This is a genomic window from Mycobacterium kyogaense, from assembly GCF_036946525.1.
GTDB classification, from domain to species: Bacteria; Actinomycetota; Actinomycetes; order Mycobacteriales; family Mycobacteriaceae; genus Mycobacterium; species Mycobacterium kyogaense_A.
In genome coordinates, this window is sequence record NZ_JAQIIY010000017.1 from 100,218 (window position 1) to 115,031 (window position 14,814).

A 14,814-nucleotide genomic window follows, 5' to 3' on the forward strand; every position below is an offset into this window, starting at 1 on the left:
CCCCCACCGTCGTCTCCGACGCGGCGGGGCGGATGCGCCTCCACGTGCCGTGGTGCCGCAACGACGTCCGCCGCGCAGTCGCCGTCGAGGACGCCGTCGAGCAGGTGGCGGGTGTGCGCGCGGTGCATGCCTATCCGCGATCGGCCTCGGTGGTCGTGTGGTTCTCGCGGGCGCGTTGTGAGCGCAGCTCGATCTTCGCGGCCATCGAGTCCGCTGCGACCGTGTCACGCGAACTCGTGCCCGCACGTGCACCGCGCTCGGCCGATGTCACCAACGCCGACGTGCTGCGGATGACCGTCGGTGGAGTCGCGTTGGCGCTGTTGGGTATTCGGCGATACGTGTTCGCGCGCCCACCGCTGCTCGGGCCGGGCAGTCGGCTGGTGGCCTCGGGTGTCACGCTCTTCACCGGCTATCCCTTCCTCCGCGGTGCGCTGCGAACACTGCGGGGTGGCCGTTCCGCGGGGACCGACGTGTTGGTGACCGCGGCGACGGTGGCGAGTCTGGTTCTGCGCGAGAACGTCGTCGCGCTGACGGTGCTCTGGCTGCTGAACATCGGTGAATACCTGCAGGATCTGACACTGCGGCGGACCCGTCGGGCGATCACCAATCTGTTGCAGGGCAACCAGGACACCGCGTGGGTTCGGCTGGCCGACGGCGTCGAGGTCGAAACAGCCACGGCTGAACTGAGAATCGGCGACGAAGTGGTGATCCACGAGCAGGTGGCGCTTCCCGTCGACGGTGTCGCGGTCGACGGTGAGGCGATCGTCGACCAGTCGGCCATTACCGGGGAGAACCTGCCGGTGGCGATATCCGCCGGCGCTCGGGTGTACGCGGGCTCTGTGGTGGTGCGGGGCAGGCTGGTCGTGCGGGCCGAGGCCGTCGGCTCGGAGACGACCATCGGCCGCATCATCGCGCGAGTCGAGGAGGCCCAACATCATCGGGCTCCGATTCAGACTGTCGGAGAGAGCTTTTCGCGCCGCTTCGTGCCGGCCTCTTTCCTGTTGTCGGCCGTCACCCTGGTGCTCACGCGGGATGTGCGCAGGGCGATGACGATGCTGCTGGTGGCCTGCCCGTGCGCGGTGGGGTTGTCGACGCCGACGGCGATCAGCGCCGCGATCGGCAACGGTGCCCGGCGCGGCATCCTGATCAAGGGCGGTTCCCACCTCGAAGAGGCGGGCCGGGTCGATGCCGTGGTCTTCGACAAGACCGGCACCTTGACGGTGGGTCGCCCGGTGGTCACCAATCTGGTTGCCTTCCACAAGGACTGGGAGCCCGAGCAGGTGCTCGCGTACGCGGCGAGCTCGGAGATCCACGCGCGGCATCCGCTGGCCGAGGCGGTGATCCGATCGACCCAGGAACGCCATATCGAGATCCCGCCGCACGAGGAGTGCGAGGTGATCGTCGGCCTCGGCATGCGGATGCGCGCCGATGGCCGCACCCTCCTGCTGGGCAGCCCGTCGCTGCTGCGCCGAGAGAAGGTGCGGGTCACCAAGAAGGCCACCGAGTGGGTGGAGACCCTGCGACGCCAGGCCGAGACCCCACTGCTGCTCGCCGTCGACGGGCGGCTCGTCGGACTGATCAGCCTTCGTGACGAGATCCGCCCGGAAGCCCATGACGTCCTCACACGGTTGCGCGCCAACGGTGTTCGGCGCATCGTCATGTTGACCGGCGATCATCCGGACACGGCCGCCGTCGTCGCCGAGCAACTCGGCATCACCGAGTGGCGGGCCGAGGTCCTGCCCGAGGACAAGCTGGCGGTGGTGCGTCAGCTGCGCGACGAAGGCCATACGGTTGCGATGGTCGGTGACGGCGTCAACGACGCACCGGCATTGGCCGAGGCCGACATTGGCATCGCGATGGGGTTGAACGGCACCGACGTCGCGGTGGAGACGGCCGATGTGGCGCTGTCGAGCGACGACCTGCGGCGCCTGCTCGACGTCCGCGATCTCGGAGGCCGCGCCGTCGACGTGATTCGGCAGAACTACGCGATGTCGATCGCGGTCAACGCGCTCGGTCTGGCGATCGGCGCGGGCGGTGCGCTCTCACCTGTGCTGGCCGCCGTCCTGCACAATGCATCGTCGGTTGCGGTGGTCGCCAACAGTTCTCGGCTGATCCGCTATCAGCTCACCGAGGACTCAGCTGCGCGCTGACTGCTGGCGCAGCCCCGCCACCGCGGCGGCCAGGCACGCCGCGGCCACTGCTCCGGCGAACCACGGGAACACCGCGGCCAGATCCCAGCGGGTGGCGGCCCACCCGGCCACCAGCGTCGGCACCGCCATGGCGGTGTAGGCCGCCAGGTAGAACGCCGACATCGTCTCGCCGCGCCGGCCGGCGGGCACGACGTCGGACAGGTGTCGCAGCGACCCGCCGAAGCCGAGCCCGAACGTCGCGCCGAGCAGTGCTGCGGCCACGAACACCAGCTGCGGCTGGTGGGTGAGCAGGACCGGGATGGTCAGCAGCAGCGACACCGCCATCCCGATGTCACCGATGATCGCCGAGTACTTCGCCGGTAACCGCGTTGCCGCGAGCTGGGCCAGTGCGGCGGCGAACGCGGTGCTGCCGACGACGGCTCCGCCGAACACCAGGTTGTCGATGTGGGTCTGGCGTGCGGCCAGCGACGGGTACAGCGAGAGCAGCACGCCAAGGACCGACCAGGACGCCATCGCGCCCATCGCAGAGAACCAGAAGTCGCCCCGGATCTCGGCCGGGACAGCGGGTTTCGCGATGCGGATGGGACCGGCGCTACGGGCGGTGTGCGGTTCGCGCAACGCCAGCACGCCGACACCGACGATCAGGCAGACCACCGCGACCACCGCGTAGGGGGTGCGCAGCGGATGCGGCGCGTACTGGGCCAGCAGCGCGGAACCGAGGATCGACACCGTCATGCCGACGTTGAAGCTGACTCCGGACAGCTGCCCGCTGCGCACGCCGTGGTTGGGGCGCAGGTCCAGCAGCGCGGCCGCGCCGGCGACGACGATCGAGCCGACGGCGGCGCCGTGGATGGCGCGGGCGAGCAGCAGCAGGGCCATGTTGTCGGCGATCAGGAACACCGCGAGCCCGACCAGCAGGGCGATCAGGGCGCCGACGAGCACGGGCTTGCGCCCCACCACGTCGGAGATGCGCCCGGAGACCAGCACCGCGCCGAGCGCGGCGACCGCGTAGACAGCGAACACGATCGTGGTGGCCAGCGGGGAGAGGTGCCAGTTCGACTCGTAGATGCCGTAGAGCGGTGCGGGAACGCCGGAGACGCCGAGCGCCACACCGCTGAGCACCAGTAGCAGCGGGTAGGCCCAGCGCTGCGTCTCGGTGACCGGACGGTCGATCGCCACCATGGGAGCCCTTCCTGCGTCGAGTACAGTACGACGGACATCGAACCCGTTCGAGCGTACGCTGGGTTCGACGATCATCAAACCCGACGTGGTGAAGGACACGCCATGCCCGTAGACACCCAACCGGTGGCCCCGGTTCAACAGGTGCTGGCTGCCCTGCACGATCCGGTCCGGTTGGAGATCGTCCGCCGTCTGCACAACGCGGGCACCTCTCTCCAATGCGGCGCCCTCTACGACGGCATCAACAAATCGACCGCGACGCACCACTTCAAGATCCTGCGCGAGGCCGGGCTCACCGAACGGCTGGTCGTCGACGGGCTGACCTATCAGCGTCTGCGCACCGACGAGGTCGAGGCCGCGCTGCCCGGCCTACTGGGCAGCATCGTGCGCGGCGCCAACAGCGCGGTCAGCTGAACGCGCTCAGCGCCACGCCCTCAGCCACCAGGCGCTCCCGAACGGCGGTGGCGATCTGCACCGCGCCGGGCGAATCACCGTGCACGCACACCGATTCCACCGAGATCGGGATCGTCGAACCGTCTACGGCGCTCACCCGTCCCCGCGTCACCATCTCGAGCACGCGATCGGCGATCTCGCCGGGATCGTGCAGCACCGCGTTGCGTTCGCGCCGCGACACCAGCTGCCCGTCCGGCCGGTAGGCCCGGTCGGCGAACGCCTCGGGCACCGTTCGGATGCCCGCGTCGTCGGCCTCGGCGAACAGCACCGATCCGGAGAGTCCGAGCACCGGGAGCGCGGGGTTCACGGCACGCACGGCCGCGATCACCGCGCGGGCCTGCTCACGATGGGTGACGACGGCGTTGTACAGCGCGCCATGGGGTTTCACGTAGGACACCGTTGAACCCGCCGCGGTGGCCAGCGCCGACAGAGCGCCGATCTGGTACACCACGTCGGCGGTCAGATCCTCGGCCGGCACGTCGATGAACCGGCGGCCGAAGCCGGCGAGATCGCGGTAGCTGACCTGCGCGCCGATCTGCACACCGCGCTCGGCGGCCAGCCGGCAGGTGCGGGCCAGGGTGGCCGCGTCGCCGGCGTGGAAACCGCACGCGATGTTGGCACTGGTGACGATGCCGAGCATCGCGTCGTCGTCGCCGAGCTGCCACACCCCCGAAGCTCTCGCCGAGATCGGCGTTGAGGTCGACCGTGCGGGTGGTCACCGCGCCAGCGTAGCCGCGCACGCCTGCGGGGCGCGGCTCAGTGTGGATGGCTGTGCGTGACGCCCCACGCGGGAAGGGGGTCGGGGAGCGTCAGCCACGTCGACTGTCCCGTCGCCAATTCGGCATCGGTCAACAGGGCCTCGGTCAGGAGGTGCTGCACTGAATCTCGATCGAGCTTGATGCCGATGAACACGATTTCCTGGCCGGGCGCGATGTCGGTCGACGACCAGTACTGAGCCGGCTCGATGACCAGATTGGGCCCCGCCTGAGACCAGATTGCGGCGATGGCAGGTCGGCTGGCGATCCAGCAGAATCCCTTGCTGCGCACGATGCGTGTCATCTTCCCCAACGCTTCCGCCAACCGCTGGGGGTGAAACGGCCGGTCGGATCGAAACGTCATCGAGCTGATGCCGTACTCCTCGGTTTCCGGTGTGTGACCGTCGGCGATCTCTTCGTCCCATCCGGGCGCTTCTGCGGCGAGAACCGGATCGAAGAGTCCTGTGTCGAGCACCTCGATTGTGTCCACGACGCCGTGATCGGTGCGGATGAGCCTGGCCCTCGGATTGAGTCGCGTCACCAAGGTCTCCACGGTGTGCAGTGTCGCGGCGCTGACCAGATCCGTCTTGTTCAGCAGGATCACGTCTGCGAACTCCACCTGATCCACCAGAAGGTCGGAGATGCTGCGCGCATCGCCGTCGCCGGCACTCATGTCGCGGTCGGCCAACGCTTGGCCCCTGGCGATCTCGGTGAGAAACGTCGACACGTCGACGACCGTGACGAGAGTGTCGAGGTGGGCAAGCTGCCCGAGGCTCGAGCCGTCGTCGAACTCCCAGCTGAAGGTGGCGGCCACCGGCATCGGCTCGGAAATCCCGGTGGATTCGATGACCAGGTGGTCGAATCGGCGCTGGCGGGCCAGCGCGCCGACTGCGTCGATCAGGTCTTCGCGCAGTGTGCAGCAGATGCAGCCGTTGGTGAGTTCGACGAGCTTCTCTTCGGTGCGGTCGAGGTGGCCTTGCCCGGCAATGAGTGCCGCGTCGATGTTGATCTCGCTCATGTCGTTGACGATCACCGCGACGCGCCGTCCGTCCCGGTTGGCGAGGATGTGATTGAGGACGGTTGTCTTGCCGGCGCCGAGGAAACCGGACAGAACCGTGACGGGCAGGGTGTCTGATGAGGTGGAGGTCACCGCTTAATGATAATCATTTTCATTAAGACATGACGTTGCCGACACCCGCCGCGCGGGCGTTAATGGAAACGGTTATCGTTACCCGCGTGACGACTCCGAACTTGACGGCCCGACTGGCCGCCGCCGCGATTGCCCTTGCCTCGCCAATCGCTCTGGCCGCGTGCGGGAACAGCAATGAACCCGCTGCGTCCTCGACCACCGGCCCCGCTTCGGCCGGTACATGCCCCGCCGCACCGATCAAGGTCGTGGTCAGCGTCGACCAGTGGGGTGACATCGTCTCGCAGCTCGGCGGCGCCTGCGCCACCGTCACCACAGTGCTCGCCGGATCGTCGGTCGATCCCCACGACTACGAGCCCGCGCCGTCGGACGCCACCCTCTTCGACGGCGCGCAACTCGTGGTCCTCAATGGCGGGCACTACGACGAATGGGCCGCCAAACTCGCCGCCTCGTCGGACCCGGACGCGCCCGTCATCAACGCCGTCGACCTGAGCGCGGGCGGCGATCACGGCGGCGCAGACCATGCCGGCAGCGGCGAAGCCGGCCACGATCACGGTGCTGATCATGCCGAGGACGGCAACCCGCACGTCTGGTACAGCCCGACCGTCGTCGGGGAGGTCGCAGAGGCTGTCACCGCGGAGCTCAAGAAGCTGTCGCCCGCCGCCTCCGCGTACTTCGACGAGCGGCACACGGGCTTCACCAACGTCATGAAGCCCTACGACAGCGAGATCGCCGCGATCAAGGCCGGCGCCGCCGGCAAGAGCTACGCTGCCACCGAGAGTGTGTTCGACGACATGGCGGCGGCACTGGGACTCGAGAATCGGACGCCTGAGGGCTACCGGCTCGCCTCGGCGAACGAGAGCGAGCCCGCCCCGGCCGATCTCGACGCCTTCCTGCAGCTGCTCGGCGACCGGAAAGTGGACGTGCTGATCTACAACACCCAGACCGAGGGTTCGGTGGTCGAACAGATTCGTGCGGCTGCCGAGCAGGCGGGGGTACCGGTCGTCAACGTCACCGAGACCGTTCCGCCGAATACCGAATCCTTCCAGACGTGGCAGGTCGAACAATTGACCTCGCTGGCCAAGGCGCTCGGTGTCCGCGAATGACGCGGTAGCCTCTCCGGCGCTGTCGTTCACCGATGTCAGCGTGGTCCGCGGTGGGCGCACGATCTGGTCGCAGTCGACATTGCAGGTCGAGGCAGGCAGATTCGTCGCCGTCATCGGCGCCAACGGCGCCGGCAAGACCACGCTGCTCAACGTGATCCTCGGGCTGGTACCCGCCGCCACGGGCACGGTGCGGATCTTCGGTGAGCAACCGGGCTCGCGCAACGACCTGATCGGGTACGTGCCCCAGGATTACGACGTCAACGCCACCGAAGCCATTCGCGCACGCGACGCGGTGTTGCTCGGTCTGACCGGGCACCGTTGGGGGTTCGCTCGGCCGACCGCGCAGGACCGTCGGAGCGTCGACGATGCGCTGCGCCAGGTGGAGGCGACGACGTTCGCGACCAGGCGACTCTCCGAGCTGTCCGGGGGGCAGCGGCAACGCATCGCGCTCGCCGGCGCACTGGTCTCCGCGCCGCGGATGCTCATCCTCGACGAGCCGCTGGCGTCGCTGGATCTGCGCAACCAGCACGAGATCGTCGAGTTGCTCGCACGCCTTCGGCGGGAGCTCGGGGTGACGGTCATCGTGGTCGCCCACGACCTGAACCCGCTGCTGGCGACGCTGGACAGCGCCATTTACCTGCTCGACGGGCACGCCCACCACGCGGCGATCGACCAGGTGGTGGAGGCCGATCTGCTCACCCACATGTACGGCACCCCGATCAAGGTCGCTCACACCCTGCAGGGCGACCTCTACATGCGGAGTTCGGAATGAGACAGACCGTCCTCGCGGTGGGCTACCAGGAGAACTGGGTGCACATCCTCAGCTCGTCGTTCATGCGCAACGCTTGGCTGGGCGGCACCATCGTGGCGCTGGCCGCCGGCTTGATGGGCTACTTCATCGTCGTCCGCAACTCGTCGTTCGCCGCTCACGCTCTGGCCCACATCGGGCTGCCGGGCGCCACGGGGGCCGTGCTGCTGGGAGTGCCCGCCGCGGTGGGTCTCGGGGTGTTCTGCGTCGGGGGCGCGCTGGTCATCGGAGCGCTCGGCAAACGGGCCTCCGATCGCGACGTGGCCACGGGCACCGTGCTCGCGTTCGCCACAGGACTCGGGCTGCTCTTCAATTCGTTGGCCACCCGCAATTCGTCGACGCTGACGAACGTGCTCTTCGGGAATCTGTTGGCGATCACTGCAGAGCAACTGGCCGGGTTCTTGGCCCTTCTGGTGGTGCTGGGCGCGAGCATCGCGTTCATCTATCGCCCGCTGCTGTTCACCTCGGTCAACAGTCAGGTGGCAGAAGCCAGAGGCGCGCCCGTGCGGAGCCTGTCGATCGTGTTCATGGTGCTGCTCGGGATCACCGTCACCATGGCCGTGCAGGCGGTGGGCACGCTGCTGCTCTTCGCGCTGGTCGTCACGCCCGCGGCGACCGCCCTCAGTCTGACGGCCAGGCCCGTGGTCGCGATGGCGGTTTCGGCGGCCATCGGTCTGCTCTCGGTATGGGTGGGCCTGGCCGTGTCGGCGATGTTCAATCTCCCGCCGAGCTTCGTGGTCGTGTCGATCGCCTGCGGCATCTGGTTGATGACCTGGACACTTCATCGTCTGCCGCGCCGGAATCAGATGTCTGCTGCGGATGGCGGAAAGTCCACTAACCTGTCGGAACATGTCCAGAAGTCCGACGCCGAGACGGCGCGCGACCCTGGCCTCACTCGCCGCTGAACTGAAGATCTCGCGGACCACTGTCTCCAACGCCTACAACCGGCCGGATCAGCTGTCGGCCGAATTGCGGGAGCGGGTGCTCTCCACCGCCAAGCAACTGGGATATCCCGGACCCGATCCGGTGGCCCGTTCGCTGCGGACACGCAAGGCCGGCGCGGTCGGGCTGATGATCACCGAGCCGCTGAACTACTCCTTCTCGGATCCCGCGGCCCTGGATTTCGTCGCCGGCCTCGCCGAGTCGTGTGAGGCGGCGGGGCAAGGCCTGCTTCTGGTGGCTGTCGGGCCGAACCGCAGCGTGAGCGAGGGCTCGGCAGCGGTGCTGGCCGCAGGGGTGGACGGTTTCGTCGTCTACTCGGCATCAGATGACGATCCCTATCTGCCGCTCGTCCTGCAGCGCCATCTGCCTGTGGTGGTCGTCGACCAACCTCGTGACGTACCCGGTGCGTCGATCGTGTGTATCGATGATCGCGCGGCGATGCGGCGACTCACCGAGTACGTGCTCGAACTCGGCCACCGCGAGATCGGCCTGCTCACCATGCGGCTGGGTCGGGATTGGCCGCACAGCGGTCGCGGCCCAGCTCTGGCCGACCCTGAACGGGTGCGCACGCCGCACTTCCACGTGCAGAGTGAACGCATCCTCGGAGTGTCCGACGCGTTGGCCGAGGCGGGCCTGAACCCCGATGCGCTGACGGTCGTGGAGAGCTACGAGCATCTGCCGACCTCCGGTGGAGTCGGCGCGGACGTCGCATTGGAGGCGAATCCGCGAATCACGGCGCTGATGTGTACCGCCGACGTGCTGGCGCTGTCTGCGATGGATCGGTTGCGCGCCCGCGGGGTGTACGTGCCGGGCCAGATGACGGTGACAGGGTTCGACGGGGTGCCCGAGGCGTTGTCGCGCGGGCTGACCACGGTGCGCCAGCCGAGTATCGAAAAGGGCCGGCGCGCAGGGCAATTGCTGCACAACCCGCCTCGGTCGGGGTTGTCCGTGGTCGAGGTTCTCGACACCGAGTTGGTGCGGGGTCGCACCTCGGGTCCGCCCGCCTAGCCGTCAGTTCGGGCTGTTCAGCGCCGCAGCGATGTGGTCGACGGTCGTGCGCTGCCATTGCAGGTAGCTCATCCCGTCTGGGAGCGTGGAGCTGATCGAGATCATCGGCAGGGCCACCCCGCGGGCGGCCGCGGTGATGGTGTCGAAGACTCCGCTCTTGGCCTGGTCGTCGACGACGAGCGCCGAGACACTGCGGGTGGTGATCAAATCCCGCACCGCGGCGACGTCGGCGGGGTCGGGCGAGCGACTCTGCTCCAGAGCTTCGGCGAAGGTGGGCGGAGTCTTGTCGGCGATGCCGGCGTTACGTATCGCGTAGGTCGCGACGGGTGTTATCGAGATCACCGACGCACCGGGGTGGGCCTGGCCGATGGCGTGCTGGGCCAGGACCAGCGTGTCGAGGTCGTCGTCGAACTGCTGTGCTGCCGCCGTGTAGTCCGAGGCGTGCTCGGCATCGGACTCGCCGAGGGTGTCGGCGATGCGGTCGGCCACCGCCTTGGCGGTCAGCAGGTCGTAGAAGACGTGATCGTCGGCCGGTGGCTGCAGCGGGGTCAGCGACAGCGCGTCGATGCGAGGGATGTCCGGTGAGTTTTCGAGGATCGGGGCGATCCACTGGTCGTAGCGGCCGCCGTTGTAGAGGACCAGCGACGCGTCGGCGACGTCAGAGACGGCGGCGTCGCCGGGAGTGAACGCTCGCGGGTCGGCGTCTGCCGGCATCAGGGACCGCACAGTCGCGTGTCGTCCGACGACGGCCGCGGCGACACTGGCCCACGCCCCGGTGGAGGCGACCACGTTGGCAGTGCCGTGTTCGGCGTTCGGCGGGGTCTGTGAGCACCCGGTCAGGGTGCTCATCAGCAGCGCGGGGACCAGGAGAACGGAGAAACGCACTGTCGTCAGCTTCTGCCTGATTCCGCGCGCGCTGACAGTAGATACTCCAGCGCGGCCGCGACGTCCTCGGGCGCATCCACCCGATACGCGGCTGCGGTGTCGCCCGGACCCACCTTGACCCCGATGTCGCCATCGGTCAGCCGCCGGAACGCCTTCTCGTCGGTCACGTCGTCGCCGAAGAACACCACGATGTCGGCGCGGTGTTCGGCACGCAAAATGTCCAGCGCCTCACCCTTGTCGGTGTCGATGACGGCGAACTCCAGCACCGCCTTACCCGTCGTCGCGTGCACGTCCCAGCTCTCCGCAGCGTCCCACGCCGCGGCCAGCGCCGCGTCGCCGTCGGAATCGGAGGCGTTGCGGACGTGCAGCGCGACGCTCGCGGGCTTGGTCTCAACGGTGACGCCCGGCTTGTCGGCCGCGATCGCCGACAGCGTCCCGGCGATGGTGTGCAGCAGGTCGGTGTCGATGTCGTGGGCGAACCCGGCGTCGAATTCCGCGCCGTGGCTGCCGACCAGGTGAACCTCGGCGGGCATCGACGAGAGCGTCCGGAGATCTCGCAGCGCGCGCCCGGAGATCAACGCCGCCTCGGTGTCGGGCAGCCCGGCCAATGCGATCAGCGCGTCACCCGAGGCAGGCAGCGGGCGGGCGTCGGCGGGGTTCGAGACGATCTCCGACAGCGTGCCGTCGAAGTCGGAGGTGACGAGCAGGCGGGGTGCCCGCGCAGCGGCGTCGAGGGCGGTGGACAGCTCCGGCGGCAGCACGCCTTCAGATCTTAGGTTGCTCGCCGTCGCCGATGAGCAGCCGCATCGCCAGGTCCAGCCGCTTGCTCACGTCGGTGGCCGAGGCGCGGCGGGTCAGCCAGGCCAGCAGATTCGACAGCCACACATCGGAGATCACGCGGGCGATGTGGTACTGGTCCTCGGTCGGTTCACCCTCGCTCATCGCCCGGGCGAACATCGAGTCCATCAGCTTGCCGACGTAGTCGACCTCCCCGGCTGCCGAGGCGTCGGCGAACACGAACGCGCGCGTCATCGCCTCGGTGAGCAGAGGGTTGCGCTGCATGGCGCGGTTGAGCTTGCCGACCATGATGTTGAGCCGCTGATACGGCGTCGCACCCGCGGCCAGCACGGAGCGGTCGGTCTTGGCGTCGATGCGTTCGAATTCGCGGCCCAGCGCGGAGACCAGCAGGTGGACCTTCGACGGGAAGTAGCGGTACAGGGTGCCGACGGCGACGTCGGCGCGTTCGGCGACCGCGCGCATCTGCACGGCCTCGTAGCCGCCTTTGGACGCGATCGCCAGGGTCGCGTCCAGGATGCGCTTGCGGCGTTCCCGCTGCGCCTCGGACCCCAACTCCGACTCCGCCAGCACCGCGACGTTCATCACCTGCCGGGGGCGGGCGTCCGCTCCCGCGCCGTCAGCGCGCGCCGACGGCCCTGTAGCGGACTGAGACGACCCGGACATGTGGCGTGGCTCCTTCGGTGTTCTGCGGCAGATGCATGGGAATGCAACCGAAGGAAAACGATACGCATTCCGGTTGCGACTTTCTCGCCGCCCTCTGCGCGTCACCAACGATCTGGTCTGCTGCGATGGCGTTCGACTTGACGTTCGAACACTGGCACTATTAGAACACGTTCTAGTGGGAAGCACGGGGTTCTCACCCAAAGCCTAGGAGTCACGGTGCCGGCAACCATCAGCGACGATCAGTCCGCCGCACGGGAGTTGGTGCGCGACTGGGCGTCCGGGTCGACGTCGCTGGAAGCCGCCCGCGACGTCGAGCAGGGCTCGCCCGATGCGTGGCGCGCGCCCTTCGAGGCGCTGGCTGCACTCGGCATCTTCGGGGTGGCACTGCCCGAGGATCTCGGTGGCGCCGACGGCACGATCGCCGATCTCGCCGCGATGCTCGAGGAGGCCGCCGCCGGTCTGATTCCCGGCCCGGTGGCCACGACCGCGCTGGCCACGCTGGTGCTCGACGCCTCCCAGGGCGAGCTCCTCGAAGCGCTGGCCGCCGGAGCGCGGACGGTCGGCGTCGCCGTGCGCGCCGAGCTCACGCTGGCAGGTGAGACGGTCTCCGGTGTCGCCGCCGCAGTGCTGGGTGCGACCGCCGATGGCGTGCTGCTGCTGCCTGCCGGTGATGTGTGGGTGTCAGTCGATGCCACGGCCGACGGCGTCGTCGTCGATCCCGTCAAGGCCACGGATTTCTCCCGCCCGCTGGCCCGGGTGACGTTCGACCGCGCGCCCGCCACGGTGATCGCGATGCCTGCGCAGCGCATCGTGGACCTCGCCGCGACAGTCGCGGCCGCCGAAGCCGCCGGGGTGGCCCGCTGGCTGCTGACGACGGCGACCGAGTACGCGAAGGTGCGCGAGCAGTTCGGCAAGCCGATCGGCAGCTTCCAGGCGATCAAGCACATGTGCGCCGAGATGCTGCTGCGCAGCGAGCAGGCGTCGGTGGCCGCAGCGGATGCGGCGCGAGCTGCAGGCGAACCCGATGACCAGCAGCTGTCGATCGCTGCAGCGCTGGCAGCATCGGTGGGGATCGAGGCGGCCACGGCCAACGCCAAGGACTGCATCCAGGTGCTGGGCGGTATCGGCATCACCTGGGAACACGACGCGCACCTGTATCTGCGCCGCGCCTACGGGATCGGGCAGTTCCTCGGCGGCCGGTCGCACTGGCTGCGCAGGGTGGCCGCACTGACGCAGCAGGGGGTGCGCCGCGAGCTGCACGTCGATCTCGACTCGGTCGCCGACCTGCGGCCCGAGATCACCTCTGCGGTAGCCGAAGTCGCTGCCGCACCGCAGGATCGCCGACAGGTCGTGATGGCCGAGACGGGGCTGCTGGCACCCCACTGGCCGCGGCCACACGGCCGTGATGCGGGCCCAGCCGAGCAGCTGTTGATCGACCAGGAGTTGGCCGCGGCCGGTATCACCCGTCCGGATCTGGTGATCGGTTGGTGGGCCGTCCCGACGATCCTCGAGCACGGCAGCGCCGAGCAGGTCGAGCAGTTCGTCCCGCCGACCTTGCGCGGCGACCTGCAGTGGTGCCAGCTGTTCAGTGAGCCGGGCGCCGGCTCGGATCTGGCCGCGCTGCGTACCAAAGCGGTTCGGGCAGAAGGTGGTTGGAAGCTCACCGGGCAGAAGGTGTGGACGTCGGCTGCGCAGAAGGCGCACTGGGGGGTGGCGCTCGCGCGTACCGACCCCGACGCTCCGAAACACAAAGGCATCACCTACTTCCTGATCGACATGACCAGCCCGGGCATCGTGATCCGTCCGCTGCGTGAGATCACCGGCGACGAGCTGTTCAACGAGGTGTTCTTCGACGACGTGTTCGTTCCCGACGAGATGGTGGTCGGCGCGGTCAACGACGGCTGGAAGCTGGCGCGCACGACGCTGGCCAACGAGCGGGTCGCGATGGCGCAGGGCACTGCGCTGGGCAACCCGATGGAGGAGTTGCTGCGCGCGCTGTCGGAGTCGGATGTCGATGACGCGCAACAGGATCGGCTCGGTGAGCTGATCTGCACCGCGCAGGTGGGCTCACTGCTGGATCAGCGCATCGCCCAGCTCGCGGTCGGCGGCCGCGATCCCGGTCCGCAGGCCAGCGCCCGCAAGCTCATCGGTGTGCGCTACCGGCAGGCGTTGGCGGAATTCCGCATGGAGCTGTCCGAGGGCGGCGGCGCTGTGGAGAACCAGCAGGTGCACGACTTCCTGAACACGCGGTGCCTGACCATCGCCGGGGGCACCGAGCAGATCCTGTTGACGATGGCGGGGGAGCGGCTGCTCGGGCTGCCGCGCTAGCCGAAGCGGGTCTGCGCGCAGGCGGTCGGCGTGGTCAGGTTGACCCCGCTGTAGACCACCTGGATCTGCGAGCACGCGATGAAATCGGCGCCGGTGGCCGGCAATCCGTCATGCCACTGCGTGGGCACGGAGTCGCCGTCGGAGGTGAATCGCGCGATGTCTCCGCCGCCGAAGTAGGTGATGGACAGCTCGACGTCGCTGAGCGAGCGGTACATCTTCGACAGCACGTTCTCGTGGTTGGCACCCTTGAGCTCGCGCGGGTTTCCCGACGGTGCGCTGTACCAAGCCTGCTGCCAGACGTCGCGGTCGGAGCTGCGCAGCGTGACGGTCTGACGGGCCCACGTGTCCTGGGGAAAGCCGGTGGGGCCGCCCGGCGTCAGCAGGCTCGCGGTGGTGGTGAAGAAGCACCGGGCCTGGGCTGAGTCGCAGTTGGCCGAGACCTGCATCTGGATGGACGTGGCGGGGTCGACGGTGATCGAGCTCGTCTTGGTGTCCGACGCCGCGACCGCCGTCGCAGGGTGTACGAGGGCGGCCATCGTCAGGGCCGTCGCACCAACTACCGCGAGCCGCTTCATTCTGGCGAACCTAGCGC

At 68.6% G+C, this 14,814-nt stretch carries 13 protein-coding genes and 1 pseudogene; 7 read left to right on the forward strand and 7 right to left on the reverse strand.

The window, feature by feature from the left end; genetic code table 11:
- The first annotated feature begins 32 nt into the window (after positions 1-32).
- Positions 33-2,150, forward strand: a complete 2,118-nt coding sequence (locus PGN37_RS15400) for a heavy metal translocating P-type ATPase (protein WP_335331969.1) — start codon at positions 33-35, stop codon at positions 2,148-2,150.
- Here PGN37_RS15400 and PGN37_RS15405 read toward each other — a convergent pair.
- Positions 2,136-3,332: an MFS transporter gene (locus tag PGN37_RS15405; RefSeq protein WP_335331888.1), complete on the reverse strand. Its 1,197-nt coding sequence runs from the start codon at positions 3,330-3,332 to the stop codon at positions 2,136-2,138. The genes PGN37_RS15400 and PGN37_RS15405 overlap by 15 nt on opposite strands.
- A gap of 102 nt (positions 3,333-3,434) precedes the next feature.
- Between PGN37_RS15405 and PGN37_RS15410 the strand changes: the two genes are divergently transcribed.
- On the forward strand, positions 3,435-3,743 hold the full coding sequence (locus tag PGN37_RS15410; protein ID WP_335331889.1) for an ArsR/SmtB family transcription factor: 309 nt from the start codon (positions 3,435-3,437) through the stop codon (positions 3,741-3,743).
- Here PGN37_RS15410 and PGN37_RS15415 read toward each other — a convergent pair.
- Positions 3,736-4,501: pseudogene (locus PGN37_RS15415) on the reverse strand (LamB/YcsF family protein). The gene PGN37_RS15410 and the pseudogene PGN37_RS15415 sit on opposite strands and share 8 nt — an antisense overlap.
- A 37-nt stretch (positions 4,502-4,538) precedes the next feature.
- Positions 4,539-5,687 carry a GTP-binding protein gene (locus PGN37_RS15420; protein WP_335331890.1) on the reverse strand — a complete coding sequence of 383 codons (1,149 nt, stop codon included), beginning with the start codon at positions 5,685-5,687 and terminating at the stop codon, positions 4,539-4,541.
- Between the two features lie 62 nt (positions 5,688-5,749).
- Between PGN37_RS15420 and PGN37_RS15425 the strand changes: the two genes are divergently transcribed.
- The 4 genes from PGN37_RS15425 (at position 5,750) to PGN37_RS15440 (ending at position 9,548) form a co-directional block, all read left to right on the forward strand.
- Positions 5,750-6,790, forward strand: coding sequence for a metal ABC transporter solute-binding protein, Zn/Mn family (locus PGN37_RS15425; protein ID WP_335331970.1), 1,041 nt, complete (start codon positions 5,750-5,752; stop codon positions 6,788-6,790).
- The gene (locus tag PGN37_RS15430) at positions 6,777-7,562 is read left to right on the forward strand and encodes a metal ABC transporter ATP-binding protein (protein WP_335331891.1); all 786 of its coding nucleotides are present in this window, start codon (positions 6,777-6,779) and stop codon (positions 7,560-7,562) included. The genes PGN37_RS15425 and PGN37_RS15430 overlap by 14 nt, the downstream gene beginning before the upstream one ends.
- 62 nt (positions 7,563-7,624) lie before the next feature.
- Entirely contained in the window at positions 7,625-8,503 is an 879-nt protein-coding gene (locus PGN37_RS15435) for a metal ABC transporter permease (protein WP_335331971.1), read from the forward strand.
- Positions 8,448-9,548, forward strand: coding sequence for a LacI family DNA-binding transcriptional regulator (locus tag PGN37_RS15440; protein ID WP_335331892.1), 1,101 nt, complete (start codon positions 8,448-8,450; stop codon positions 9,546-9,548). Before PGN37_RS15435 ends, PGN37_RS15440 begins: the two co-directional genes overlap by 56 nt.
- Positions 9,549-9,551: 3 nt before the next feature.
- Here PGN37_RS15440 and PGN37_RS15445 read toward each other — a convergent pair whose 3' ends face one another.
- Genes PGN37_RS15445 through kstR form a run of 3 tightly spaced genes read right to left on the reverse strand, consistent with a single transcriptional unit; the run spans position 9,552 to position 11,813 of the window.
- A complete protein-coding gene (locus PGN37_RS15445) occupies positions 9,552-10,433 on the reverse strand; it encodes a metal ABC transporter solute-binding protein, Zn/Mn family (protein WP_335331893.1) in 882 nt (293 codons plus the stop codon).
- Positions 10,434-10,438: 5 nt separating this feature from the next.
- Positions 10,439-11,194: a trehalose-phosphatase gene (gene otsB, locus PGN37_RS15450; RefSeq protein ID WP_335331894.1), complete on the reverse strand. Its 756-nt coding sequence runs from the start codon at positions 11,192-11,194 to the stop codon at positions 10,439-10,441.
- Between the two features lie 4 nt (positions 11,195-11,198).
- Positions 11,199-11,813 (reverse strand): cholesterol catabolism transcriptional regulator KstR, encoded by a 615-nt coding sequence (gene kstR, locus PGN37_RS15455; RefSeq protein ID WP_172835681.1) that lies wholly within the window; start codon positions 11,811-11,813, stop codon positions 11,199-11,201.
- Between the two features lie 297 nt (positions 11,814-12,110).
- On the opposite strand from kstR, the gene PGN37_RS15460 reads away from it, so the two are divergent.
- The gene (locus tag PGN37_RS15460; protein WP_335331895.1) at positions 12,111-14,222 is read left to right on the forward strand and encodes an acyl-CoA dehydrogenase; all 2,112 of its coding nucleotides are present in this window, start codon (positions 12,111-12,113) and stop codon (positions 14,220-14,222) included.
- Here the strand turns inward: PGN37_RS15460 and PGN37_RS15465 are convergent.
- Positions 14,219-14,797: a hypothetical protein gene (locus PGN37_RS15465; RefSeq protein WP_335331896.1), complete on the reverse strand. Its 579-nt coding sequence runs from the start codon at positions 14,795-14,797 to the stop codon at positions 14,219-14,221. The two genes, PGN37_RS15460 and PGN37_RS15465, sit on opposite strands and share 4 nt — an antisense overlap.
- Positions 14,798-14,814 lie beyond the last annotated feature (17 nt).

Bases quoted from the DNA above. Each gene is read 5' to 3' on its own strand.
- PGN37_RS15400 (WP_335331969.1), top strand. From the start codon at position 33: ATGCGCCTCCACGTGCCGTGGTGCCGCAACGACGTCCGCCGCGCAGTC.
- PGN37_RS15405 (WP_335331888.1), bottom strand. From the start codon at position 3,332: ATGGTGGCGATCGACCGTCCGGTCACCGAGACGCAGCGCTGGGCCTAC.
- PGN37_RS15410 (WP_335331889.1), top strand. From the start codon at position 3,435: ATGCCCGTAGACACCCAACCGGTGGCCCCGGTTCAACAGGTGCTGGCT.
- PGN37_RS15425 (WP_335331970.1), top strand. From the start codon at position 5,750: ATGGAAACGGTTATCGTTACCCGCGTGACGACTCCGAACTTGACGGCC.
- PGN37_RS15435 (WP_335331971.1), top strand. From the start codon at position 7,625: ATGCGCAACGCTTGGCTGGGCGGCACCATCGTGGCGCTGGCCGCCGGC.
- PGN37_RS15440 (WP_335331892.1), top strand. From the start codon at position 8,448: ATGTCCAGAAGTCCGACGCCGAGACGGCGCGCGACCCTGGCCTCACTC.
- kstR (WP_172835681.1), bottom strand. From the start codon at position 11,813: ATGAACGTCGCGGTGCTGGCGGAGTCGGAGTTGGGGTCCGAGGCGCAG.
- PGN37_RS15465 (WP_335331896.1), bottom strand. From the start codon at position 14,797: ATGAAGCGGCTCGCGGTAGTTGGTGCGACGGCCCTGACGATGGCCGCC.